We start from the raw sequence: 21701 nt of genomic DNA, 5'->3' as shown, positions 1-21701 counted from the left end.
GTGTTTGGCTGCCCTCACACCCCAACCCCTCTCCCGCAAGCGGGACAGGGGGCTAAACGCGCATAACACACGTTAGATGAGCACCATCGCCATCGCCTCGGATCGCTTTCCCGCCATGGGCACGCGAGTGGAACTGCACCTGTTCGGCCGTGGCGCCAGTGCGGCCCTGCGTCCTCTGCGCGAGGTGATCGAACGCATCGAGGTGGCGCTGACCATGCACCGCGAGTCGCCCACGACCCGGCTCAATGCGCAGCTGGCCGCGCGCCGCGAAGCGCTGATCGAGGAGCCGTTGCTGCGCGAAGCCATCGCCGTCGCCATGCGCATGCACGCATTGACCGACGGCCTGTTCGACGTGGCCTCCACCCTGCCTGACGGCGGCGGGCCGGTGCGCGGCGGGCTGGCGCATGCGCGGCTCGACGCCGACGGCATGATCCACGTCGAACGGCAGCTCAGTCTCGACTTCGGCGGCCTCGGCAAGGGCCTGGCGCTCGATCACTGCGCCGGGGTGCTGGCTGCGCACGGCATCGGCGCCGCCATCGTTTCGCTGGGCGAAAGCTCGATCTTGGCCTGGGGCACACACCCGCATGGCGAATGCTGGCCGCTGAGCGTGCCGCATCCGTTCCGCCCCGACCAGCCGTTGCAGGAACTGCAACTGCGCGACGCCGCCATCTCCATCTCCTCGACCATCGCCAACGGCGCCAGCTCGCCGTCGCGCGCGCCGATCGTGCGGCCAGCCGGCGGCGCAGCGGTTACCATGGCGGCCACCGCCATCGTGGTGCATCGCAGCGGCGCCCGCGCCGAAGCCTTGAGCACCGCGGCCTTGATCGCCACCCCGCAAGAACGTGAATCCCTGGCCGCGCAGGCCGCACTTAGCGTGTTCGAATGCGACGCCGGCGGCCAGGCCTGCCGGCTCGACCCACAGGTAAAGGCGGAATGACCGACTCGGATTTCGAAACCTCGCGCAGGCATTTCCTGCACAGCATTGCCTTGGCCGCGGGTGCCGCCGCCGCGCCTTGGGCGCTCGGCGCCGCGCACGCCGCCGACACGGCAGGGGCGCGCGTGCGAATCGGCATCATCGGTGTCGGCGATCGCGGCAGTGCCTTATTGCAAAACCTCAACCAATCCAGGAACTGCGTGGTCACGGCGGTCTGCGACGACTATCCGCCGAACCTGGCGCGCGCGCGCGCGCTGGCCGGACCTCGCGCCGCCGCCCACGCGGACTACCGGCGCCTGCTGCAGGCGGGTGGGCTGGACGCTGCGGTGGTGGCAACCCCGCTCGACCTGCACGCCCCCGTCGTGCTGGATGCCCTGGACGCGGGGCTGCACGTGTTCTGCGAAAAAGCCATGGCGCGCACCGTCGAAGACTGCACCGCGATGGTCGAGCGCTCGCGCCAGCATGGCCGCGTCTTGCAGATCGGCCACCAGCGTATGTTCAGCCCCGCCTACCTGCGCGCCCGTGCCCGCATCCTGGCCGGCGACATCGGCGTGGTCACCCAGATTCGCGCGCAATGGCATCGCAATAGCAACTGGCGCCGCTCGGTGCCGCCCGGCTCGGGGCTGGAACGGAAAATCAACTGGCGGCTGTACAAGCAGCACTCCGGCGGGCTGATGACGGAGCTGGCTTGCCACCAGCTCCAGGTCGCCAACTGGTTTTTCGATGCTGTCCCCACCCGCGTGATCGGCTCGGGTAGCCTGTGCTACTGGAAGGACGGCCGCGACATTGACGACCAGGTGGCCCTGATCTACGACTATTCAGGCGGCCGCAAACTGATCTACGACTCCCTCATCAACAACCGCCGTTACGGCTGCGAGGAACAGGTGCAGGGCGACAAGGGCACCATCGAGGCGGAAACCGCGCAGATGTTCACCGAAACCACGCCGACTGTGCCCGGCCTCCAGCGCATGCTGCGTGACATCGCCGAAGGTCTCTACCGCAGCGTGCCCATCGGCGGTGCGAGCTGGTCGCCGGAAATCCCCGTCACTACGCCCGGCGAATCCCTGGGCCGCGGCCCCTACGAAGAAACCCTCCTGCAGCTGGAAGCCTTCGGCGAAGCAGTGAAAACCGGCCGCCCCTTGCCCGACCTGCTGCGCCAGGCCTACCACGCCTCGATCGCCTCGCTGCTGGGCGAGCGCGCCATGGACACCGGCCTGCCGGTGGAATGGCCCGATCACCTACGCATGCCCAAGGAGGCGGCATGAAACGCGCCATCATGAAGCGCGCCACCATGAAGCCCAAGCCGGCGCGACTGCGCGCGGAACTCGCCGTCCTGACCGCCTGCCTGCTGCTGGCCGAGGTCATCAACGCACTGACTATTCTGATCTACCGCACCCGCTGGATCGAGCTGATCAGCCAATGGGGCTGGATCCTCATCCTCGCGGTCGTGCTGTACCTGCTGCTGTGGCTGCCGCGCCTGTTGCTGCGTGCGGTGCGGGGACGGTCGCGACTGCGAGCCCTGGGAAACCACTGAGCTTCTGCTCGTCATTCCCGCCTACGCGGGCCGGCGTTTATTCTTCCTATACCCAGCTCTGATACTCTTTTTCATTAACCCGTGGATGATCCCAGTGTCATATGCCCACCAGGGTCATATGCCCACCAGGATAGAGGTGCAGCTTGTGAAAGAACCCTTCCTCCGTATTCTCATTGCTCTTGCAATCGCCATTGCAACCACGGCCCCGGTTCGCGCGCAAACGCTCTCGTGTCCGACGTCTTCCCACCTTGCGACCATCGAGCCTGATGGCACGGTGTCTGAGGGGTCTTTCGACGCGCTCCGGCAGGCCTATCGGGGAGGTCGGAATCTCCGCGTCGGGTGGGAACTTGACTTCGACAGCGACGGGTCCGTGGACATGACACATTGGGCCGATGCCCCTTTTCTTTCCGAGCTCGAGGGTGTCATCACTGCGCAGGTCGGGCAGATCGAGAGGCAAATACCCCAACCCGGTCAAGCCCGCATCGACTTTCGCGAGGAGCCTCAGCGCTGGAGCGGATTGCTAAGCACCGACGGAACGCTTCTGGGCCAGCGCGCCGCGCCGAGACAGCGTGCGAGCAGTGTGGTGCCTGGCCGCCGGAGCGTAACGGCCGGTCTGAAAACCCCCTACCGCGATGGCACCACCCACGTGATCTTCGAGCCGCTGGATTTCATCGCCAAGCTGGCCGCGCTGGTGCCCCCGCCCCGCGTCCACCTCACCCGTTTCCACGGCGCGTTTGCCCCCAACAGCCGTGACCGTGCGCTCATCACTCCCGCCCGGCGGGGCCGGGGCGGCCAGCCGGCGGCTGTGCCCGAGGAAGCCCACGACCGCACTCCGGCAGAGCAGCACGCCGCCATGCGCTGGGCGCAACGCCTCAAGCGCGTGTTCAAGATCGACCTGAACACCTGCCCGACCTGTGGCGGGGCCGTCAAGCTGATCGCCTGCATCGAAGCCCCTGCGGTGATCGCCAAGATCCTCACTCACCTGGGACACCAGGCTCCCGCAGCGGCCAGGGCCCTGTTCCCCGAGCCCCGGGCACCGCCGCCAGCGCGGCTGTTTGACTGACACCTGCCGCCCGCGGCCCTCAAGACATCGCCGCCCTGGTTTGGACCGCGGCGCGGTCGCGTTCGGCCAAGAGCGCTGCCGCGCGGGCTGAGGCTTGGCCACAGGGCCGGAACCGACCGCAAGGTGGCCAAAGGGGGTTGCAAGGGGGCAACCCAGGTAGGAATTCGGGCTGCAATCGGCATCAAGCGTGGGGCAAGCGGACGGGCAATGACTCGATGATTTCTACAAAAGGGCGTTTATTCTTCCTATACCCCCGAGACGAATGTATCGGCAAACCGATTTTGGATGATCAACTTGCGGATTGCGTGATCAGGATAGAAGCAGGGCGCTGGCCGGTAGCAGCCCACTCCAGTGAGTCCTGTTTTTCCGGCGCCTGCTTTGCCTCTGTACAGGCGGCAGCCGGAGGCAGCGTCAGGGCCGGGCGCCCTAGCCCCCTTCCTCGGCGCGCTGCTGATGATGCTCGAAAACCCCGTCGACGATCTCCCCGACAGCGTGGACGTTGTCGAGGTGCTTCTCATCCTCGGCGCTCAGGGTGCCGTCGGCAAATGCGCGCGCAAAGCTGGCGGAATAAACCGGGCCGGAGATGGGGCCAGCCACCATTCGATCGAGATGCTCCATCGTCTTGGCAAAGTCCGTTTCATCGGCGGGCACGCCACGGTTGACTGAAGCCGATTGCACGACCTGACCGCAGGTGTCGATCAATTGGCCTTTGGCATTGAGCAGACCGGGGACTTCCACTGACAGCCCGTCAAGAGGCGAGGCCGTGAGCTGGGCTCTCACACTGGGCGAGATCGATAGGTCGATCGGCGCCGCGGCGATTGCGGAAGGCACCCCGTTGACCGCGTTCGACAGTGCATCGGCTGCCGTTTGTGCCGAGATAGCAGCTGTAGCAGCGGCACTAGCGGCTGCCGCAGCGGCTTGCGCCGCGGCAACGTTGTCCGCCGTGGGATTCGCCTGGGCAGTCGCATTGGCGACCGTCGCATCCACCGCCGTTTGGGCGGCGGTGGCTTGCGCCTGCGCCGCAGTCGCTTGAGCCTGGGCCGCTGCTGCCTGCGCCTGGTTTTCGGTTGTGGGATTCGCCTGCGCCGCCGCCTGGGCTGCATCGGCCGCCGCCTGCGTCTGGTCCGCCGCAGCGGCGGCCCGGTCGGCTGCGGCCTGGGCGTCGGCAGTGTTCGATGCGTTCGCCGCTTCGCTGGCCGCTTCCGCGGCGTCGGATGCAGACGATTGCGCGTCCTGGGCCGAAGCCTCGCTGCTCGCGTCGTGGTTGCTGGAACTGCCGCTGGCGCCGTTGTTGCCGGAACCGCCGGAAACGCCGGAGGTGTCTGTCATCGTCCATGCTCCTTTTGTGGTAGATCCTTGCGAAGCTGCCGAACCAGCTGGAACTTTTTCAGGGCATGGGCAGCCGCCGCGTTCGGCGACCGAGTACGACTCGATCAGGGCGGCGAAGGTGTCGCCGTCCTTGTACATCCAGTTGTTGGAATTTCCGGACACGGCATAGCCTGGGTAGCTGCAGCCGTCGACGGTGGTGAGCGCGGGAAAGCTGTCCTTGACGTCGGTGTAGGTGGCGGCATTCGGAAATTCAAATCAACCTAGGATGCGGTTGATCTGCTCTTGCAGCGCCCGGCCTTCGGCCGTCGACGCCAGCCCCGATGTCTCGTCGTCGTACAGCGGATCCGTCAGGTGCGCAAAGTTGTATTGCGCTTCGGGATTGTCGCCCAGCGCCTGCAGGTAGGCTGATGCCGCATCGATGGCCGCCACGTCGCCGCCGTACATGGCTTCGCGATTGTGCAGGCCGAACGCGTACAGGATTTCATCGGATGCAAGGCGGCCCGGTGCGTGCTGTCCCACCGCAAGGATTACTTCCATGCCGGCTGGAGTGAGCGCGAGCCCGATGTATTCATCGTGAGCCGGCCCGCCACCAGGACCGGGTGTCCTGGAAAGGCCGTCGAAAAACGCATTCGCAGCAGCACTACGTTGATCCTCGGGCAAGGCGGCGAATACCTCCTCGACGAATGCGGGGTCTACAGAACCCGCCTCGGCCGAATCGGCCAAGTCTGAGCCGAGCGCTTCAGTGTCGACGACCCCGTTGGTAGTGTGGCGCGCGACCAAGGTCTCGGGCGTCAGCCTTTCGGCGCCGAGGGTGAGCGAGCCTTCCGCGTTCACGCGCGAGTCGCCCCAGATCAGGCCCAGTAGGCCGCCTTCGCCTTCGAGCAGGTTTAACGCGCCGGCACCGTTGTATCCCGGGTCGTAGCCGTACACCACCTGCTGCTCGCCGTTGCCCACCGTCGCTAAGACTTCGTACCCGGGGAAGGAGTCATGCTTGCCGGACGACGTGACGGTCCAGGTGCCGTCCGCGTTGGGCTTCATCTCCACCACCATGTCGTAGCTCAGACCCGGTGCACCGGTAACCAGTGGATCGGCGGCCTGTCCGGTCATCGTCACCACGATCGTGCCGTCTTCGCGGACTTCGGTGACTTCCGCCTGCAGACCGCTCAGTGGCGCCTCCCCTGTTTCGACCACATTGCCATCGTCGTCGACACGCTGGGTGAGTCCGACATCGGCCGGCAACTCAACCCGGTACCCGCTGGGCTGGGTGGGATCGGCGAATATCAGGATCTGTTGTTGCGTGCGCTGGGTGCCGTCCTCGCCGACCTGGCGGCCATCGCCGATGAACGTGCCGCCGTCGGGCACGTAAAACGGGGTGGAGATCTGCGCATCGGGTATGAACGCATTGACCTCGACCGAGAGGACGGGCTGCGCGGAGCCGGAGTCGCTTGCAGGAGGCAGCGGTTCGGCCGGCGTGGAGGCAACTGGGGTCGCCAGAGGCCTCCTGTCGATTGACGCGGGAAGTTCGACCAGTCCAGAGGACACTGGCGTAACCGGATGAGCCTGCGGCCCCTCCTCTGGTGTGGCCAGCGCTTCCGCTCGGAGCCGCGCGATTTCCCGCTGCGTCTGGACGTCTCTGCCGTGACTGTCAATCGTCAATGCCACTGAGTTACCTCATCTCGTTCTGGGCCTGCGGCCATGCGGATCAGTTGCGCGCGTCACATCGATCCCACGACGGTCGCGACACCCGTGACTTAGGTATAAGCGAGTTCGTGGCGCACCGCAGCCTCGGGTAAACCCGAGGTCAGACGAAAATGATTCTGGTGCTCTTGGGATCCTCGGCCTGGGAATGCATTGGTCCGCAGGAGAAGGCGTCTCCTCGGGGCGCGACCGTTCGCATGCAGACGAGGCCGTCGATTTCGCGCTTTGCGGCCGACGAACTGGCTGTGCGCCAGGCCGCGCACCGCCGGCAGCCACTGCCCCAAATCGGCACAGACTTTTGGTTTCCGAATCGGTATCAACTATGGGTTATCGCCCATGCACGCACGGGGCGCAGGCTGGCACCAGCTCGTAGCTGAGCATGTCCTGTGCGTGCTATACCCTTGGTTGATGTCCGGCCGGAAAACCTTTCCTGGATTTGCGGTCGGCGGCGGGTATCATCCCACCAACGACTAAGGAGGAGATGATCGAAAATGGACCTGCAAGCTCTTCGCTATGGCGCCGTTGCGGCGTTGTTGCTGCTGGCCTTGAATGCTTGCGCCGATGAAAAGTCGCCGCCTGCCGATCCCAGGTTGCCGCAACCAGTCAACGGCATCACTTTCGACGAATGGGCGGCGGGCAACGCACGCTTGGCGAACAAGCAGACACTCGATGGCGTATTGGAGACGCTCGAAGTCGACAAGTCGCAATGGGACGAGGCGAACACGGCGTTCACGAAGGCCCTCAAGGAGCGGGACCCGCGCTCCTATACCTACCAACGCTACGGCGAGGTGTTCGCCGATCCCGCGGTCGGCCGATTCGCGGAAGCGGGCGACAATCCACGCCTGCAAGGCAAGCTTGCGACCTTCGAGGACTACGCGCGGGTCCAGGCCCATCTCACCGTCGCGACGCAGGCCGGCAAGGATCCGCAGGAGGTCCTGAAGGAGCACGACCTGACCGTCTACGAGTTCTCGCAGGAGTCGGGGCGCTGGGTGCAAGAAATGGCACGCGCTGCGGGCGGCGGCGACATCGAACGCATGAACCGCATTCGAGAGGGATTCGAGGCGGAGTATCGCGAGAAATACGGCGTTGGCGAAGAGTAGGCTGAGTGCTCCGCACCCAGCTCCCCCAACAATGAGAACCCGGAGGCTGGGTGCTCTGCACCCAGCTCATCCGACGATGAATCTTCTGCTGGGTGCAGACACCCAGCCTCCGGGCTTTCATGGAGGACATGCAGATGACGATATGGCGACGGACATGCGCGTTGATCGGTGCGCTAGCGCGCAGTATCGGCCTCGGTCACGCGCATGGCGGACAATCCGCGAAACAGAATGCCGGGCTCCAGTCGGCCGAAGAGGCGAAAGCGAGCCGCAGCTTGGAGTACATGAGCGAGATCGCCCGCGTCGTTGCGCAGGGCGAGGACTTGCAGGAGCTGGCTTGGGACGAGGTGATCATCGTCTTCGGGTTTGATGAGGATGGCAGCGTGAATGAAACCTACGGCTACGCCTACGAGCAAGGTGGGCCCTCGCATCCGTTCGCATTGCGTCCGAGATACGTCAGGCCCGCCGTCGACGCCTATCGGGAATGGCTGCGGCTGGAACGCGACAAGGGCATGATCAAGATGCTGTTCCAGTTCAATCGCAGGTCGCTCAAGGTGCAGGCGGACTTCGAGTACGACGATCCCTCCCGCTGGAAGGTGACCCCGAACAACATCGATACGATCGTCGAGGAATTACGCCCGCGCCTCGGGGACCCGTAGCGCGGCCTTTTGTAGAACAGAGCTTGCGCTGCCAGCCCGACCATCATCGAACCGATGTACAGCCAAGTAGAGCTGCCGAAGCGGTCGTGCAGCCAACCGCCCAGCAGCAAGCTGGCCGCCCTGGTGCCCCCACCCAGAGTCCACCTCACCCGCTTTCACGGCGTCTTTGCCCCCAACAGCCGTGACCGTGCGCTCGTCACCCCCGCCCAGCGGGGCCGGGGAAGCCAGCTGGCGGCTGTGCCCGAGGAAGCGCACGACCGCCCCCGGCCGAGCAGCACGCCGCCATGCGCTGGGCGCAACGCCTCAAGCGCGTGTTCAAGATCGATCTGGACACCTGCCCGGCCTGTGGCGGGGCCGTCAAGCTGATCGCCTGCATCGAAGCCCCGTCGGTGATCGCCAGGATGCTTACCCACCTGAGCAACCAGGATCCCGCAGCGGCCAGGCAACTGTTCCCCGAGCCCCGGGCACCGCCGCCAGCGCGGCTGTTTGACTGACACCCGCCGCCCGGTCGAGGGCATGGCATCGCCGTCCGTGCAGGGCGGCTCCGGCAACCTATAGCACGGCGCCCAATTGCCACGGCACGAATTCGAGATCACCGAATCCGCTCACCTCGCTTGCGCTCTTCCTGCCGCTCGCGGTCGCGAGGATGAGGTCGAATATCCGCGCCCCACTTTCCTGCGGCGTCTCGGTACGTTCCAGGATGCTCCCGCAATCGCAATCGATATCCTCCGCCATTCGTCGCGCCATTTCCGAATTGGTCGCAAGCTTGAGGCTGGGCGCCGGCTTCGCGCCGAACACCGAGCCGCGTCCCGTCGTGAAGCAGATCATGTTCGCGCCGGACGCGATCTCTCCGGTGGCCGAGCATGGGTCGTATCCTGGGCTGTCCATGAACACGAAGCCGCGCTGGTCGATGCGTTCGGCGTAGCGGTAGACGCCGCGCAACGGCGAGGAGCCGGACTTGGCGACCGCCCCGAGCGATTTTTCCAGGATGGTCGTGAGGCCGCCCGCGATGTTGCCCGGCGACGGATTGTTGTCGAGGCTCGCGCCGTGTCTGGCGGTGTGGTCTTCCCACCAGTCGAGCAGGCGCTGCAGGTCCTCGCGGACCTGCGGGGTTTCGGCGCGCTCGAACAGCAGCGACTCCGCGCCGTAGATCTCCGGTGTTTCCGCGAGGATGACGGTGCCTCCGGCGCGGACCAGCCTGTCGGCGGCAAATCCGAGCGCCGGGTTGGCGGTGATACCGGAGAAGCTGTCGGAGCCGCCGCACTGCAACCCCAGAACCAGCTCCGACGCCGGAATGGGCTCGCGGCGCGCCGTCCCCGCCTCCTCCAGCAGTTCCCGCACGATGCCTTCCGCCATCGACACGGTCTTCAACGTGCCGCCGGCGTCCTGGATGGTCATCGTGCGGAGCCTTGGTCCGGTCGTCAGGTTCTGCGATTGCAGCAGGCGCTCGACGTCGTTCACCTCGCAGCCCAGGCCGATCACCAGCACGCCCGCGAAGTTCGGATGATCGATGAAGCCGCCCAGCGTGCGTTGCAGGAGTTCGATGCCGGGGCCGGTCGACGCCAAGCCGCAGCCGGTCGCGTGGGTGACCGGCACCACGCCGTCGACCTGCGGCCAGGGCTCCATCGCATCGCCGGAAAAGCGCTCGGCGACCTTGCGCACGACCGTTGCCGAACAGTTGACGGTAGCGATGACGCCGACGTAGTTGCGGGTGGCGGCGCGGCCGTCGGGGCGGAGGTAGCCCTGGAAAAAGTGTTCCTCGGTGCCCGGAGTCCAGGCGCGCCTCGCGGCAACCGGCGATGCGTCGTGTTCTGCGAAGGCCAGATTGTGGGTGTGCACGTGGTCGCCGGCAGCGATGTCCTGCGTGGCGGCGCCGATGAAGTGGCCGTACTTGAGGACGGGATGGCCCTTGGCGATGGCCGTGGTGGCGAATTTGTGACCAACCGTGATGTCGGCGGCCGTCGTCAGCGCGAAGTCGGACAGGCGGGTGCCGGCCGGGAGGGCGGTCGTGGCGATGGCGACGTTGTCGGTCGGGTGGAGATGGAGGAAGGACATTCGGGTCATGGTGGGCAACCTGGTTGCAACGTGTCTCAAAATTGGCCCGCGATTCCTTCTGGCTTCGGGAACCCTTCGCTACTCTACTCCCGGACCGGGGTTGTTCGGAGTTTGCCGGGCTCGAGTACTGAAGTCGTTTGGCGCTCATTGCCCACTGACGAGCCCGGGCAGCCACAAGGACACTTGCGGCACGTAGGCGACGAGCCCGAGTGCTACCAGAAGCGCGAGATAAAAGGGCCAAATTGTGCGCACGCTCCGCTCGATCGGGATCCGGCCGATCGCGCAGCCGACGAAGAGCACCGAGCCCACCGGCGGCGTCACCAGGCCGATCCCGAGATTCAGGATCAGCATGATGCCGAACTGCACCGGATTCATGCCGAGCTGGATGGCCAGCGGCAGGAAGATCGGCGTCGTGATCATGATCAGCGGCGCCATGTCCATGAAGGTGCCGAGGATCAGCAGCGCCAGGTTGATCAGGAGCAGCAGCACGAGCGGATCCTCGCTGATGCTCTTCAGCAGCGACGCGAGCTGCTCGGGCACCTGCAGGATCGCCAGCAGCCAGCCGAACGCCGCCGCCGTGCCGATGACGATCATCACCATCGCCGTCGTCCGGACGGCCGCGGTCGTCGCCTGCACGAAACGCTCCCAGGTCAGCGAGCGGTACACGAACAACGCGACCACGATCGTGTAGACGACGGCGATCGCGGAGGACTCGGTCGCCGTGAACACGCCGAACAGGATGCCGAGCACGATGATCAGCGCCGCAAGCAGCCCCGGGACGGCGGCGGCGAATGCGATCAGAAACACGCGCACCCCGGGGAACTGGCCGCGCGGATAGCCGCGGCGCACCGCGACGATGTACGCCGCGATCATCAGCAGCAAGCCCGCGAGGATGCCCGGGACGATGCCCGCGACGAACAGGTCCGCGATCGAGACGCTGACGCTCGCCGCCGCCGCGTAGATGATCATGTTGTGCGACGGCGGGATCAGCAGGCCGGTGATCGCCGAGGTCGCCGACACGTTGACCACGTAGTCGCCGTCGTAGCCCTTTTCGCGCATCATCGGCCCGAGGGCGGAGCCGATCGCCGACACGCTCGCGATGGCCGAGCCCGACACTGCGCCGAACAGCATCGACGAGCCGACCGTCACCTGCCCCAGCCCGCCGCGCGTACGGCCGAGCGCGGCGTCGGCCACCCTGATGAGCCGCTCCGCGATGCCGGCGCGATGCATCAGGTCGCCCGCGAAGATGAAGAACGGGATCGCCATGAGCGCGAAGATGTTCATGCCCGCCGCCATGCGCTGGAACGGCACGACGAGCGGGATGTCGAGCAGGAGGAATGTGACCAGCGACGCGGCGCCGAGCGCGAACGCGACCGGGACACCGATGATCAGCAGCACCGCGAGCGTGACCAGGAGCACGGTCAGTTCCATGTCGGATCGATCTCCCGGCCGCGCAGGTCCGTGACGATGTGTTCGATGCTGAACCCGAAGATGAGCAGGCCCGCCAGCGGAATCGGGAGGTAGGCGACCCCGCGCGGCAGGCCGAGCGCCGGGATCACGTGTTCCCAGGTCGCGAGCGTCAGGTCGGTGCCCCACACCGCCATGGACGCGCCGAACAGGCCGACGACGGCGTGCGCGGCGAAGTCGACCGCTGTCTTCCACTTCCCCGGCAGCGCGTTCGCGACCACGCCGATGCGGATATGGAAGCCTTCGCGCACGCCGGCGGCGGCCGCAAACATCACGAACCAGATCATCAGCAACTGTGCTGCCGATTCCGCCCACGTCGTGCTGTCGTTCAGCACGTAGCGCGCGAACACCTGCCAGCCGATGACGGCGGTCATCAGCAGCAGGCCGAAGCCTGCGAACCAGCGGATGAAGCGGCTGATGCGAGCACCAATCATTGCTGGTTTCCTCGAGGCGCATGGTCGCCTGCATGGCGGGCTTCTGCGGGGGGAGGTGCGTCCAGCGCCTGGATCTGATCGGCGAGCTCGCGCAGGCGCGGCGTCGTCAGGAAACGGTCCCACACCGGGCGCATGCGGCTTGCGAAGGCGTCGTGATCGACGTCCTCGACCAGCTCGATGCCGTCCTCCAGCACGCGCCTGCGCGATTCCTCGACGCGCGCGTCCCACAGCTCACGCATGATCGGCACCGAGCCGTCGACCGCCGCCTGCAGGTGTTCCCGCTGCGCGTGGTCGAGCTTCTCCCAGGTGTGCATCGAGGCGACGAGCACTTCCGGCGCCAGCACGTGGTTGGTCATGCTGTAGTGGCGCGCGACTTCGAAGTGGCGCGAGCTTTCGTACGACGGCCAGTTGTTCTCCGCGCCGTCGACGACGCCCTGCACGAGCGCCTGGAACACCTCGGTGTAGGGGATCGGCGTCGGGTTGGCGCCGAGCGCCTGCACCATCGCGACGTAGATGTTCGAGTTCTGCACCCGCACTTTCAGGCCGCGCATGTCGTCGGGCGTGCGGATCGGTCGGCGCGTGTTGTAGAAGGAGCGCGCGCCGGAATCGTAGTAGCACAGTCCTTTCAATCCGTGCGGCGTCATCGCGTCGAGGATGACGCGCCCCGGCGCGCCGTCGAAGGCCGCGCGCGAATGCGCGACAGAGCGGAACAGGAACGGCAGCGCCAGCACCATCGTCTCCGGCACGATCGAGTTCACCGGCGCGAGATTGACTCGGTTGAGATCGAGGCCGCCGAAGATCGTGATTTCCAGCGTGTCCGCTTCGGAGCCGAGCTGGCCGCCGGAATAGACGCGGACGCGCATCTCGCCGCCGGTGCGGTCGGCGAGGATGCGGTCGATGGCGTGCAGCGCCCTGGTCGTCGGGTAGCTTTCGGGGTGCGTCTCGGCGGCGAAGAGCGGGCGCTGGCTGCCGCCTGTCTTGCGCTGGCAGGCCATGAGGAGGAGCGGCGCCAGCAGCAGCTCACGCCGCGTCAGCATGTTGATATCCAGTTCGCAGGCGCGACGTGGCAGGTTGTAGGCGAGTGATGGGCAGGCTGGCGACCTTGCCGTGCGGCCGCCGGGCGATGTCGCGCACGGCCGGATCGGGCGGGAGCAGGCGGTCGGGATGCAGCTCGAGGCGTCGCGTCATGACTGCAGTGAATTTTCTGAATCAGGGCGACAGTCACCATAACCTCTGCTTGAGTGAAAAGGGACGGGGCAAGTTAAGCGTCGGCCACCCGCGCTCGCGCCGGCCGCCCGGGCGATCGCCAGCCCACGGCCCGTCCCAACGCCTTTTCCACCATCCGCTGAAACCTGGCGCTCCCCAACGCTCGTTCCTGGGCGAGATAGTTCCGTATCGCGCGAAGGTCGTCCGGGTCCGTCCCCTGCATCAGCCACTGCCGGTAGACGCGTCCGCGGCTGCGCGCATCGTGTCCCAGCGCCAGGAACACAGGGTGCGGCGCGAGCAAGGGATCGGACAGCACGCCGAGATTCCCGTGCACGCTTGACCACCGGTACCGCTCCGGTGCCTCGGCCAGCGCCGCCCGTACCGGGTTCAGCTCTCAGAGTGGAATCGCGCCTACTTAAGGTTCTTTTGCCTGTTTACGTCGACATGCAAGGCATCGGCCGGGCGGTCCAGGCACACGGCCGGAGATCCGTAGGAGCGCGCCATGCGCGCGATGCCGCGGGCATTGTGCCGCCATGCGATTCCGTCTACCGGCGCGCCTTCCGGTTCGCGGCGGGGCCGCTGATGACCAGGACCGGAGACGTCGCCGGTATCGCGCGCATGGCGCGCTCCTACGAAGCGGCGACGCAGGGCTGTGGTATCTCGCAATCGGGCAAAAGAACCTTAAGTAAGTGCCATTCGAGCGCCATTCGGGTCAGAGTGGACTTTTCCATTCCTCGGGTCAGCAAGAAAGTCGACTCTGCCCCTGATTTGCGGACCCTGATTTGCGCATTCACGGCCGTATCGGCCACCTGATTTCGAGTCAGGCGCGTCTACCACTCCGCCACAGAGGGCCGACGCTGTCCGGATTTGAAAGCAAGGACCGGAGTGCGGTCCTTTCGAGGCGATGCGAGAGTGCTCCTTCACAAGAGATGAAGGGCATTCGTCATGAACGCAGTCATCGACCGGCCGGAATCGCAAACGGAGGACATCCGCTTCGCATTCGGGACATTCTCGCTGGGCGCTGTGCTCGTCGCAGTCAGCATCAAAGGCGTCGTCGCGATCCTGATGGGCGACGACCGCGACGCGTTGCGCCGCGCCCTGGCCGACGCCTTCCCCCGGGCGCGCCTTGCCCACACGGAAACGGCGCTCAGGGACACGGTTGCGACCATCGTCGCCTTCCTCGATGCGCCGCATGGCAGATTGGACCTGCCGCTCGACATTCGAGGCACGGCATTGGAGCAAACCGTCTGGCAGGCGCTCCGCGAGGTTCCGGCCGGCCAGACCACCACCTACGGCCAGATCGCCAGGGCCTTGCCATTGGCGGCCACTGCCCAGGATGTCGGCGCTGCCTGCGGAGCCAATGTGCTCGCGGTCGTCATCCCCTGCCATCGGGTGATCAAGGCGGATGGCTCGATCGCGGGCTATCGCTGGGGCGTGCAACGCAAGAGGAAGCTCATGAACCGGGAGCGCGTGACATGAGTTCGACAATGACTAGGGAATATCCACATAGAGCATATTACAGCAGCGTCCTGGACCAGTCGGCCAACGAGGCCTGGAGATTGATCCGGGATTTCAACGACTATCCCCGCTACATCGAGGGCGTCACCGAGAGCATCATCGAGGACCGCAAGCGCGGAGACGAAGTCGGCGCTGTGCGGCGCTTCCTCTACGGAGAGACGTGGTTGCGCCAGCGCTTGGAAGCCCACTCTGATGCGGATCGCTCGTTCACCTATGCCGGACCGGATCCCGGCGTTCGCCGGGATGACGACCAGGGGCTGACTGCACTCAATGTCATGAGTCGAGACGTCGACGGCATCGCTTATGCGAGTTCGATCTCTGCGGTCACGACTTGTTGCTTCAACTTCGCCACGCCGGGAAACGACAGCTCCAGCCGGTACTTCCCCGCCGGAGCGGGTTCGCCGAATTCCCGCAGGGCAACGTACGTGCCGCTCTTGATTCCCAGATCGAAGGGCTGCCTGGTGAACTCGAGCACCTGCCCGTCGGGCGAAGTGACACGCAAGGCGCATTCCAGGCGGCGCCCCCACGGCTCGCCGTCCAGGAAGCATTCGATGCCCAGCACGGCGCCCGCCTGTGCCGTACCCGTGCTGCCGAGGAAGCGGTACCACGCATAACCCTGCAGGTTCAGCCGCGGCACTTCCTCGAACACGCCCGCCCGCTGCCGCTGCACATTGCCGCGTGCCTTCCACGGCGCCTTGTGCGCCTGTTCTCTCGCCTGGCTTTTCATCACCACGTTCCCTGGCTTCGGCGTGGCATAAGGGGATTCGATGCCGAGCCGCTCGCATGCCCTTTCCGCCTCCACCCAGCTGTAGGCATAGCCGTCCAACGCCTCATGCCGGCCATGGGTGGAGCGCAATGCGTCGAGTTCGCGCCATGCCTGCTCCAGGCAGTACTGCGAACGCGTGCGCGTCGGCAACACCTGGGCCAGGCGCAGCCAACCGCCGATGCGCCAGAACGCGGCATTGCCGAAGGCATCGTGCAGGCCGCTCCACATCGGCGGCAGCGGTTCATGCTCGCCGAGCAGCGCCTGCGCGTGTTCCCAGGCCGCTTGCGCAGCGGCGTCATCGTCGGCGGCCTCGCAGCATTCCCACAGGCGCAGCAGGTTGAGTTCCGGGTTGACGCCCTCGACGACCAGCGCTTCCACCAGCGGGCGCAGGTCGGCATGCAGCTGCAGATAACTGGTTTCGATGCCAACGAAACCATGCGCCACCGCCGATTCCAGGCAGGCGAGCAGCTGTGTGCGCACCGCCGGCCTGTCCTCGTCGGGCAGGCGCGCGCGCAGCGGCGGCAGTACGTGCTTGAGGAAGCCGCCGATGTTGCCCGTGCCGGAGATGAGATCGTGGGCAAACTGCAGCGCCATCAGCCGGAGCAGCGGGTCGGGCGCGGCCCAGTCGGCGCGCGCGATCAGCTCCTTGCCGCCGGACAGGTACGTGCTGCGACTGATGCTGAGCCGGGTCTCGCGGACGCTCTGCATGCGTGCGTGCACCTCGATGGGGACTTGCACGGCGATCGCCGCTTCGTGTGTCTTGGGCAGGAAGTCCTGGGCCAGCATCTGCGCGAACAGCAATTCCGCTTCCTCACGCTCGCCCACCCTATGCAGCGCCGCCGCGGCTTCGGCCAGCTGCGGCGCGAGCGCCATGATCAATGCGCGCAGCAACTGGTCGCCCCTCCCGGATCCGGCCCAGGGCCGGGTTTCCAGGCGCCAACCAGCCGTCTTCCCGTCATTGGCGCGCAACGCGGCCCAGGCGCGGCCAAGGATCCGGCGCAGATCGGACAGCATGCCCTCGATCTCCACTTCGCCGGAATTGAGCACGATCCGCGCGCCTTCGCGATGCCAGGCGAATGCAGGCGGCGCCGACATCGGCAACTTGTCCTCTTCGCTGCCGTCGACGTGATAGAGCAGACTGCGATCGAGCAGACCGAACGCCACCGCCACCAACTGCGGCAGAAGTGCCTCCAGCGCAGTATCGATATCCATTGCGCTCGGCACCGGCTGCAGGCGCCGGCCGTGCTCGTCATAGAGCCAATGCGCATCGCGGTAACGATTGTCACGATCGACCACGGCGAACGTGGCGGCGTCGGCGCCTTCCAGCACGTTGTCCCGCCAATACACCACGTCGTCCACCACCAGTGCGTCGTCACCGACCGCGCGGACCGATGCTTCGCCCGAAATTTCGCGCAAGGGCCTGAAGCCGCAGTAGATCCGGCGTGCGTCGCGCTGATAGGTACGGGACAGGAAGACGAAGCTCGCCGAATCGGCGCCTTCGACTTCACCCAGACGGACGCGACCGGCGTCGCTGTCGTAAAACCGATGCAACAGCTTGCCGTCGTATTCCAGGAACCAAGCCCTTGGATACCAATATCCATCGTCTAGGGGCGCGCCGCGCAGGCGATCCAGGTCATAGCCGCGCAGATCCAGGCGCTCGGGGGATTTGTCGAGGTAAATGCGGCGGCCGTCCACGGCCAGGTTGTCGGCCAGGGCACGGAATGCGGCGGCATCGGCCGCCTTCAGTGCAAGGCCGTGCGCGTACGCCTGCTTCGCGTCCCGGGCATAGATGCCGCGCAGGGACTCGAATGTGGCCGGATCGGCGCCCTTGATCACCGATAGCCGCTGCTCGCCGAGGTGGCAGATCGTGTCCGCATCGCGCGCGTAGCGCCCACCGAGCACCTGGAAGGTGGCGGGGTCAAGCGCGGTCTTGCGGCCGTAGCAATACACCGCGTTGGCGTCGGCTGCGCATTCGGGAACTTCGGGGAACAGCCGCAGGCTGTGGGGATCCGCGCCAGCCAGCTTGCGTCCTGCGTAGGTCAATTTGCCGCCTTCGATGCGATAGGACATCCCGTTCCTCCCTTGCCGGATCACAAGACCCGATTATGAAGCCCGCCGCGAATGTTTCGTGCGGGCTCGCGGGTGCTGCGCAGCGCGGATTCCTGCGCTGCATGCCCGTCTTCGAAGTCCGCCATCCGCTGGTGCAGCGCACGCTCGGTCTGATGCGCCGTGCCACCGGGGCCGCAAGGTGCTGACCCTGCAAACGCTGCCAGCCGACGATTTCGCCGCACCCGGTGCCGATGGACCCGGCCAGGTGGCCGGCTTCTCGCTGCATGCCGGCGTCGCCGCCAAAGCCGAGCAACGCGACAAGCTCGAAAGACTGTGCCGTTGCATCAGCCGCCCGGCCGTCTCGGAAAAGCGCCTCGCCCTGCTGCCCAACGGCCACCTGCGCTATCGCCTGAAAACTCCCTACCGCCCCCGCCCACGATCGCACCCCGGCCGAGCAGCACGCCACCATGCGCTGGGCGCAACGCCTCAAACGCGTGTTCAAGATCGACCTCGACACCTGCCCGGCCTGTGGCGGGGCCGTCAAGCTGATCGCCTGCATCGAAGCCCCTGCGGTGATCGCCAAGATCCTCACTCGCCTGAGGAGCCAGGATCTCGCAGCGGCCAGGGCGCCGTTCCCCGAGCCCCGAGCTCCGGCGCCAGCGCGGCGGTTTGACTGACCCCGGCCGCCTCACGGCCCGCAAGACATCGTCGCCCTGGTAGGGACCGCGGCGCGGCCGCGCTCGGCCAAGGGCGCGGTTGCGCGGGCTGAGGCTCGGCCACAAGGCCGGAACCGGCCGCAAGGCGCGCCAAAGGGGGCTGCAAAGGGGGCAACCCAGGTAAGAATTCGGGCCGCAATCAGAGTCAAGCGCGGAGCAAACGGGCGGGCAATGACTCGTGATTGCTACAAAAAAGGCGTTTATTCTTCCTATACCTCGCGCTCGGCGTGCCGATCGCCGCCGGCGCGCTGTATCCGGCATTCGGTCTGCTGCCCAGCCCGATGATCGCCGCCTTGGCGATGAGCCTGAGTTCCGTCTCGGTGGTCGGCAACGCGCTGCGCCTGGCCGGAAAGAGCGCCCCCCGCACCGGCGAGCGTGCGCGGGGGCCGGACCGGCAGGACAGCGCGTCATAGTCGGAAACGCCCCCCGCCGCACCACCGCACTATGCTCCGCGCGGGCGCCGGCCGTGAGAGGAGCGTGCGATCGACCAGGCCAGCGGCAGCGCGAACGCGATGCACGCCGCCGCGGCGAAGTAGGGCAGCCCGTGCTGGGTGAACTCCAGCGCCAGTCCGGCAAGCACAGGGCCGGCGAGGGCGCCCGCTCCCCAGGCCAGCGACATGACCCCGTAGGCGGCGATCAGGTCGCCGCCCCGGAAGCGCGCACCGACCTCGGTGACCATCAGGGTGTAGATGCCGACGAAGGCGCCGCCCCACAGGAACAGCAGCGCGAACGCCGCGGGCCTGTGCGACATCGCCTGAGGCCAGATCAGCGCGCCCGCGATCGAGACCAGGGCCAGCGCCAGCATCAGCGTCGGCCGCGGGACGCGGTCGCCCAGCCAGCCGATCGGCAGCTGCAGCAGGATCGCGCCGACCATCAGCACCGTGATCAGGAGCATGGCGCCGTGCTCCGGCCAGCCCTGCTGGACCGCATAGATGGGCAGCAGCGAGAGGCCGGAGGTCTCCAGCGCCGCGTTGAGCGCGGTGGCCCCCAATGCCAGCGGCATCGACGCGGCGGTCGCCAGGAAGCCGGGGCCGGATTCTCCGGCGGCGAAGGCCGGGGGCCTCGCGCCCGACCCCCACAGCACGCAGAACGCCGCGAGCGCCAACCCGCATCCGGCCAGGTAGGCGGCCGCGCCGTCGGAGCCGAAGACAGCGAGGATCGCCGGCCCCAGGGCGAAGCCGACCGAAAGCGCGGCGGTATAGATCGCCATGTTGGTGGCGCGCGCGGAAGCCTCGCTGACTTCGCTGACCCAGGCTTCGGTCACCACCATCACCGCTTCCGACGCCGCGCCCAGCAGGAAGCGCAATACGAACCAGGCGGGAATCCACCACACCAGCCAGAACGTCGGAATGGTCAGCGCCACCAGCAGCAGGGCGGCGCCGAGCACCGGCCACGCCCCGAACGCGGCCAGTCCCCTGCGCAGGGAGACCGCCACCAGCAGCACGCCGAGCGCGTACATGCCGGCGTTGGCGCCGATCAACGATTCCCCGACGCCCTGCTTGTGCAGCGCAAGCGAGATCAGCGGCGCGCTCAAACCGTAGGTGAGGCCGAAGACCGAAGTGCCGATGTAGACCGGAATGAGCCGGGAAGGGCGCGGAGCGCGCGCCATCAGCGCACCTCGGCCTCGGTGGCCTGGGCCGGCGCCGCGCGGCCGCGCGCAGGCGCCCGCCGCGCGACGATCACCTTCAGCAATCGCGCGTAGTCCAGCACCAGCCCCGGCGTCCAGGCCATGGTGGCGCCGCGCCGGCGCAGCATCGCCGCCATCCACAGATTGGGATCGATCAGTAGCCGGAAGAACGTCAGCAGCGGGCGCTTGCCGCCCAGCACGCCTTCGAGCGCCGACTCGATCGCCAGCGAAGTGACCGTCGAGCAGCTGCGGCCGGTCAGGTTGTAGGTGTCATCGGCGCGGTAGATCTCCCAGAACGCGCGCAGCGCCGCCGGGTTGTACACGTCGAAGTCCACCCGCTGGTCGGCTTCACACCAGTGCGCCACTTCGAACGCGTGACTGGGTTGCCATTCGCCGGGGACATCGTTCTCGGTTCCTGCACGCAGCAGCTTGATGAAGTCGTCGGGAGAGTGGTCGATCTCGATCGCCGGATAGTGGCTGATGTAGACGTCCGGCAGGCACTCCAACGCCGAATGCCCGGTGGAGATCACGCCCTTGGCGTCGACCGCGGCGATGTAGCGGTCGACCAGCCGCCGCCGCTGCGGATCCTGCGACGAGCCGACCGGCGTCCATACGTAGAGCGTCATGGGCGTGTCGGCGCGGTCGCTGCTATCCGAATCCGCGCTCGACGGCCGCAGTGCGGACCGTGCCTGGTACCAGCCGCGCGCCGCGAACAAGGGCAGGGAGGTGATCGACGCGCCCGGCGCCAGCCGCCGGAGCTGCGACCCCAGTTTCACCAGGCTCCAGCCGGACGCGATCAGCACCACGCCCAGGCACATCGGCACGGTGTAATGGTGGTGGATGGGCCAGTTGCCCATGACCATCCAGGCGACGCCGATCTCGGCCAGGCCACCGGCCAGGGCGAACTGCCAATTGGAAAAGCGGACCACGTATGCGGATGCGGTGCGCAACGCGCCGTCCACGAGGAAAGCCAGTCCGAACAGGGTCCGGTCCGGTATTCCGTGGTCCACGCCGAGGGGCAGGGCGACCATCACGCCCAGCACGAACAGGCCGCCCGCCCGGAGCAGCAGCAGCGTGCGGACCCTGGCACGCTTGGCGGCGGCGGAGAAGGCCGCCGCCGCGCCCTGGATCATCAGGAAGAACCCGAGCACTTCGGCGGTGACGACCAGCACACCGTCGGAGGCGTCGGCGATCAGCCACAGGCCGAGCAGCATCCAGGCGGCGCCTGTTACGGGCAACGCCCACCAGATCCGCCGGAACGCCTTGGCGCCGACCAGCAACATCGCCAACCTGACCATGGCTCGGATGCTATGAACGGCCTCGTACGTTTGCAAGCGCGTTGCGTCGGACGAGCGTCAGCGTGACGTTGACGTTGTTGCGGATGCGGCGGAAGCCGAAGGGATCCCGGTGGCGATGGTTCGCCTCCGGGACGACATCGGGATCGATTCTTCGCAGCGTTGCGTGGGAAGCTGGACGCCGAGCGCACGCAACTTCAGGCGCAGGACGCGCTGGCCGATGCACGCACCCGCAGCGTGACCGGATGCTGTTT

The 21701-nt window shown here is 66.7% G+C and carries 16 protein-coding genes, 1 tRNA gene and 5 pseudogenes; 12 read left to right on the top strand and 10 right to left on the bottom strand.

Going from position 1 to position 21701, the window contains the following annotated elements; translation table 11 throughout:
- The first annotated feature begins 76 nt into the window (after window positions 1-76).
- The 4 genes and pseudogenes from AB5T46_RS19270 to AB5T46_RS19255 form a co-directional block, all read left to right on the top strand.
- Entirely contained in the window at window positions 77-937 is an 861-nt protein-coding gene (locus tag AB5T46_RS19270; protein ID WP_370565726.1) for an FAD:protein FMN transferase, read from the top strand.
- Entirely contained in the window at window positions 934-2199 is a 1266-nt protein-coding gene (locus tag AB5T46_RS19265) for a Gfo/Idh/MocA family protein (RefSeq protein ID WP_370565725.1), read from the top strand. Before AB5T46_RS19270 ends, AB5T46_RS19265 begins: the two co-directional genes overlap by 4 nt.
- The gene (locus AB5T46_RS19260) at window positions 2196-2468 is read left to right on the top strand and encodes a hypothetical protein (RefSeq protein ID WP_370565724.1); all 273 of its coding nucleotides are present in this window, start codon (window positions 2196-2198) and stop codon (window positions 2466-2468) included. Before AB5T46_RS19265 ends, AB5T46_RS19260 begins: the two co-directional genes overlap by 4 nt.
- 613 nt (window positions 2469-3081) lie before the next feature.
- Window positions 3082-3531: pseudogene (locus AB5T46_RS19255) on the top strand (transposase); the annotation flags it as partial.
- A 426-nt stretch (window positions 3532-3957) separates the two neighbouring features.
- Here AB5T46_RS19255 and AB5T46_RS19250 read toward each other — a convergent pair.
- Both AB5T46_RS19250 and AB5T46_RS19245 read right to left on the bottom strand, forming a co-directional pair.
- Window positions 3958-5022: a hypothetical protein gene (locus tag AB5T46_RS19250; RefSeq protein WP_370565722.1), complete on the bottom strand. Its 1065-nt coding sequence runs from the start codon at window positions 5020-5022 to the stop codon at window positions 3958-3960.
- Between the two features lie 93 nt (window positions 5023-5115).
- Entirely contained in the window at window positions 5116-6522 is a 1407-nt protein-coding gene (locus tag AB5T46_RS19245) for a DUF3238 domain-containing protein (protein WP_370565721.1), read from the bottom strand.
- A 527-nt stretch (window positions 6523-7049) separates the two neighbouring features.
- Here AB5T46_RS19245 and AB5T46_RS19240 point away from each other — a divergent pair.
- From AB5T46_RS19240 to AB5T46_RS19230, 3 genes and pseudogenes are all read left to right on the top strand, one after another.
- Window positions 7050-7658 (top strand): hypothetical protein, encoded by a 609-nt coding sequence (locus tag AB5T46_RS19240; RefSeq protein ID WP_370565720.1) that lies wholly within the window; start codon window positions 7050-7052, stop codon window positions 7656-7658.
- A 128-nt stretch (window positions 7659-7786) separates the two neighbouring features.
- A complete protein-coding gene (locus AB5T46_RS19235) occupies window positions 7787-8314 on the top strand; it encodes a hypothetical protein (RefSeq protein WP_370565719.1) in 528 nt (175 codons plus the stop codon).
- A gap of 105 nt (window positions 8315-8419) precedes the next feature.
- Window positions 8420-8808: pseudogene (locus AB5T46_RS19230) on the top strand (IS91 family transposase); the annotation flags it as partial.
- 58 nt (window positions 8809-8866) lie between these two features.
- On the opposite strand, the gene AB5T46_RS19225 reads toward AB5T46_RS19230, so the two are convergent.
- The 5 genes from AB5T46_RS19225 to AB5T46_RS19205 form a co-directional block, all read right to left on the bottom strand.
- Window positions 8867-10378: a UxaA family hydrolase gene (locus AB5T46_RS19225; protein ID WP_370565717.1), complete on the bottom strand. Its 1512-nt coding sequence runs from the start codon at window positions 10376-10378 to the stop codon at window positions 8867-8869.
- 135 nt (window positions 10379-10513) lie between these two features.
- Window positions 10514-11800 (bottom strand): TRAP transporter large permease, encoded by a 1287-nt coding sequence (locus AB5T46_RS19220; RefSeq protein WP_370565716.1) that lies wholly within the window; start codon window positions 11798-11800, stop codon window positions 10514-10516.
- Complete coding sequence (locus AB5T46_RS19215; RefSeq protein ID WP_370565715.1) at window positions 11791-12210, bottom strand: TRAP transporter small permease; 420 nt, start codon at window positions 12208-12210, stop codon at window positions 11791-11793. Before AB5T46_RS19215 ends, AB5T46_RS19220 begins: the two co-directional genes overlap by 10 nt.
- 56 nt (window positions 12211-12266) lie before the next feature.
- Window positions 12267-13307, bottom strand: a complete 1041-nt coding sequence (locus tag AB5T46_RS19210) for a TRAP transporter substrate-binding protein (RefSeq protein WP_370565714.1) — start codon at window positions 13305-13307, stop codon at window positions 12267-12269.
- A gap of 927 nt (window positions 13308-14234) precedes the next feature.
- Window positions 14235-14328 (bottom strand) — tRNA-Ser (locus AB5T46_RS19205).
- Between the two features lie 93 nt (window positions 14329-14421).
- Here AB5T46_RS19205 and AB5T46_RS19200 point away from each other — a divergent pair.
- Window positions 14422-14955, top strand: coding sequence for a methylated-DNA--[protein]-cysteine S-methyltransferase (locus AB5T46_RS19200; RefSeq protein ID WP_370565713.1), 534 nt, complete (start codon window positions 14422-14424; stop codon window positions 14953-14955).
- Window positions 14952-15212 (top strand): annotated as a pseudogene (locus AB5T46_RS20455) (SRPBCC family protein); the annotation flags it as partial. The gene AB5T46_RS19200 and the pseudogene AB5T46_RS20455, both read left to right, overlap by 4 nt.
- 83 nt (window positions 15213-15295) lie before the next feature.
- Here AB5T46_RS20455 and AB5T46_RS19195 read toward each other — a convergent pair.
- A complete protein-coding gene (locus AB5T46_RS19195; protein WP_370565712.1) occupies window positions 15296-17830 on the bottom strand; it encodes a DKNYY domain-containing protein in 2535 nt (844 codons plus the stop codon).
- Between the two features lie 169 nt (window positions 17831-17999).
- Between AB5T46_RS19195 and AB5T46_RS20510 the strand changes: the two are divergent.
- The 3 genes and pseudogenes from AB5T46_RS20510 to AB5T46_RS19185 all read left to right on the top strand — a co-directional run.
- Window positions 18000-18236 (top strand): annotated as a pseudogene (locus AB5T46_RS20510) (transposase); the annotation flags it as partial.
- 40 nt (window positions 18237-18276) lie between these two features.
- Window positions 18277-18486: a hypothetical protein gene (locus tag AB5T46_RS20505; RefSeq protein ID WP_459558946.1), complete on the top strand. Its 210-nt coding sequence runs from the start codon at window positions 18277-18279 to the stop codon at window positions 18484-18486.
- 245 nt (window positions 18487-18731) lie between these two features.
- Window positions 18732-18938: pseudogene (locus AB5T46_RS19185) on the top strand (hypothetical protein); the annotation flags it as partial.
- A gap of 29 nt (window positions 18939-18967) precedes the next feature.
- On the opposite strand, the gene AB5T46_RS19180 reads toward AB5T46_RS19185, so the two are convergent.
- Window positions 18968-20134 (bottom strand): MFS transporter, encoded by a 1167-nt coding sequence (locus tag AB5T46_RS19180; RefSeq protein WP_370565711.1) that lies wholly within the window; start codon window positions 20132-20134, stop codon window positions 18968-18970.
- A complete protein-coding gene (locus AB5T46_RS19175) occupies window positions 20134-21450 on the bottom strand; it encodes an HdeD family acid-resistance protein (RefSeq protein WP_370565710.1) in 1317 nt (438 codons plus the stop codon). The genes AB5T46_RS19180 and AB5T46_RS19175 overlap by 1 nt, the downstream gene beginning before the upstream one ends.
- Between the last annotated feature and the right edge of the window lie 251 nt (window positions 21451-21701).

Origin of the sequence: Luteimonas salinilitoris, from assembly GCF_041300785.1 — a bacterium.
In the GTDB taxonomy this organism is placed as follows: domain Bacteria; phylum Pseudomonadota; class Gammaproteobacteria; order Xanthomonadales; family Xanthomonadaceae; genus Luteimonas; species Luteimonas salinilitoris.
The sequence above is the reverse complement of the archived record's forward strand: the minus strand, read 5'-3'. Positions and strand labels throughout refer to the sequence as shown.

Excerpts from the sequence above, each read along its gene's own strand:
- AB5T46_RS19225 (WP_370565717.1), bottom strand. The coding sequence starts at position 10,378 with ATGACCCGAATGTCCTTCCTCCATCTCCACCCGACCGACAACGTCGCC.
- AB5T46_RS19220 (WP_370565716.1), bottom strand. The coding sequence starts at position 11,800 with ATGGAACTGACCGTGCTCCTGGTCACGCTCGCGGTGCTGCTGATCATC.
- AB5T46_RS19210 (WP_370565714.1), bottom strand. The coding sequence starts at position 13,307 with ATGCTGACGCGGCGTGAGCTGCTGCTGGCGCCGCTCCTCCTCATGGCC.
- AB5T46_RS19240 (WP_370565720.1), top strand. The coding sequence starts at position 7,050 with ATGGACCTGCAAGCTCTTCGCTATGGCGCCGTTGCGGCGTTGTTGCTG.
- AB5T46_RS19265 (WP_370565725.1), top strand. The coding sequence starts at position 934 with ATGACCGACTCGGATTTCGAAACCTCGCGCAGGCATTTCCTGCACAGC.
- AB5T46_RS19260 (WP_370565724.1), top strand. The coding sequence starts at position 2,196 with ATGAAACGCGCCATCATGAAGCGCGCCACCATGAAGCCCAAGCCGGCG.
- AB5T46_RS19175 (WP_370565710.1), bottom strand. The coding sequence starts at position 21,450 with ATGGTCAGGTTGGCGATGTTGCTGGTCGGCGCCAAGGCGTTCCGGCGG.
- AB5T46_RS19215 (WP_370565715.1), bottom strand. The coding sequence starts at position 12,210 with ATGACCGCCGTCATCGGCTGGCAGGTGTTCGCGCGCTACGTGCTGAAC.
- AB5T46_RS19180 (WP_370565711.1), bottom strand. The coding sequence starts at position 20,134 with ATGGCGCGCGCTCCGCGCCCTTCCCGGCTCATTCCGGTCTACATCGGC.
- AB5T46_RS19235 (WP_370565719.1), top strand. The coding sequence starts at position 7,787 with ATGCAGATGACGATATGGCGACGGACATGCGCGTTGATCGGTGCGCTA.
- AB5T46_RS20505 (WP_459558946.1), top strand. The coding sequence starts at position 18,277 with ATGCGCTGGGCGCAACGCCTCAAACGCGTGTTCAAGATCGACCTCGAC.
- AB5T46_RS19195 (WP_370565712.1), bottom strand. The coding sequence starts at position 17,830 with ATGTCCTATCGCATCGAAGGCGGCAAATTGACCTACGCAGGACGCAAG.
- AB5T46_RS19200 (WP_370565713.1), top strand. The coding sequence starts at position 14,422 with ATGAACGCAGTCATCGACCGGCCGGAATCGCAAACGGAGGACATCCGC.
- AB5T46_RS19270 (WP_370565726.1), top strand. The coding sequence starts at position 77 with ATGAGCACCATCGCCATCGCCTCGGATCGCTTTCCCGCCATGGGCACG.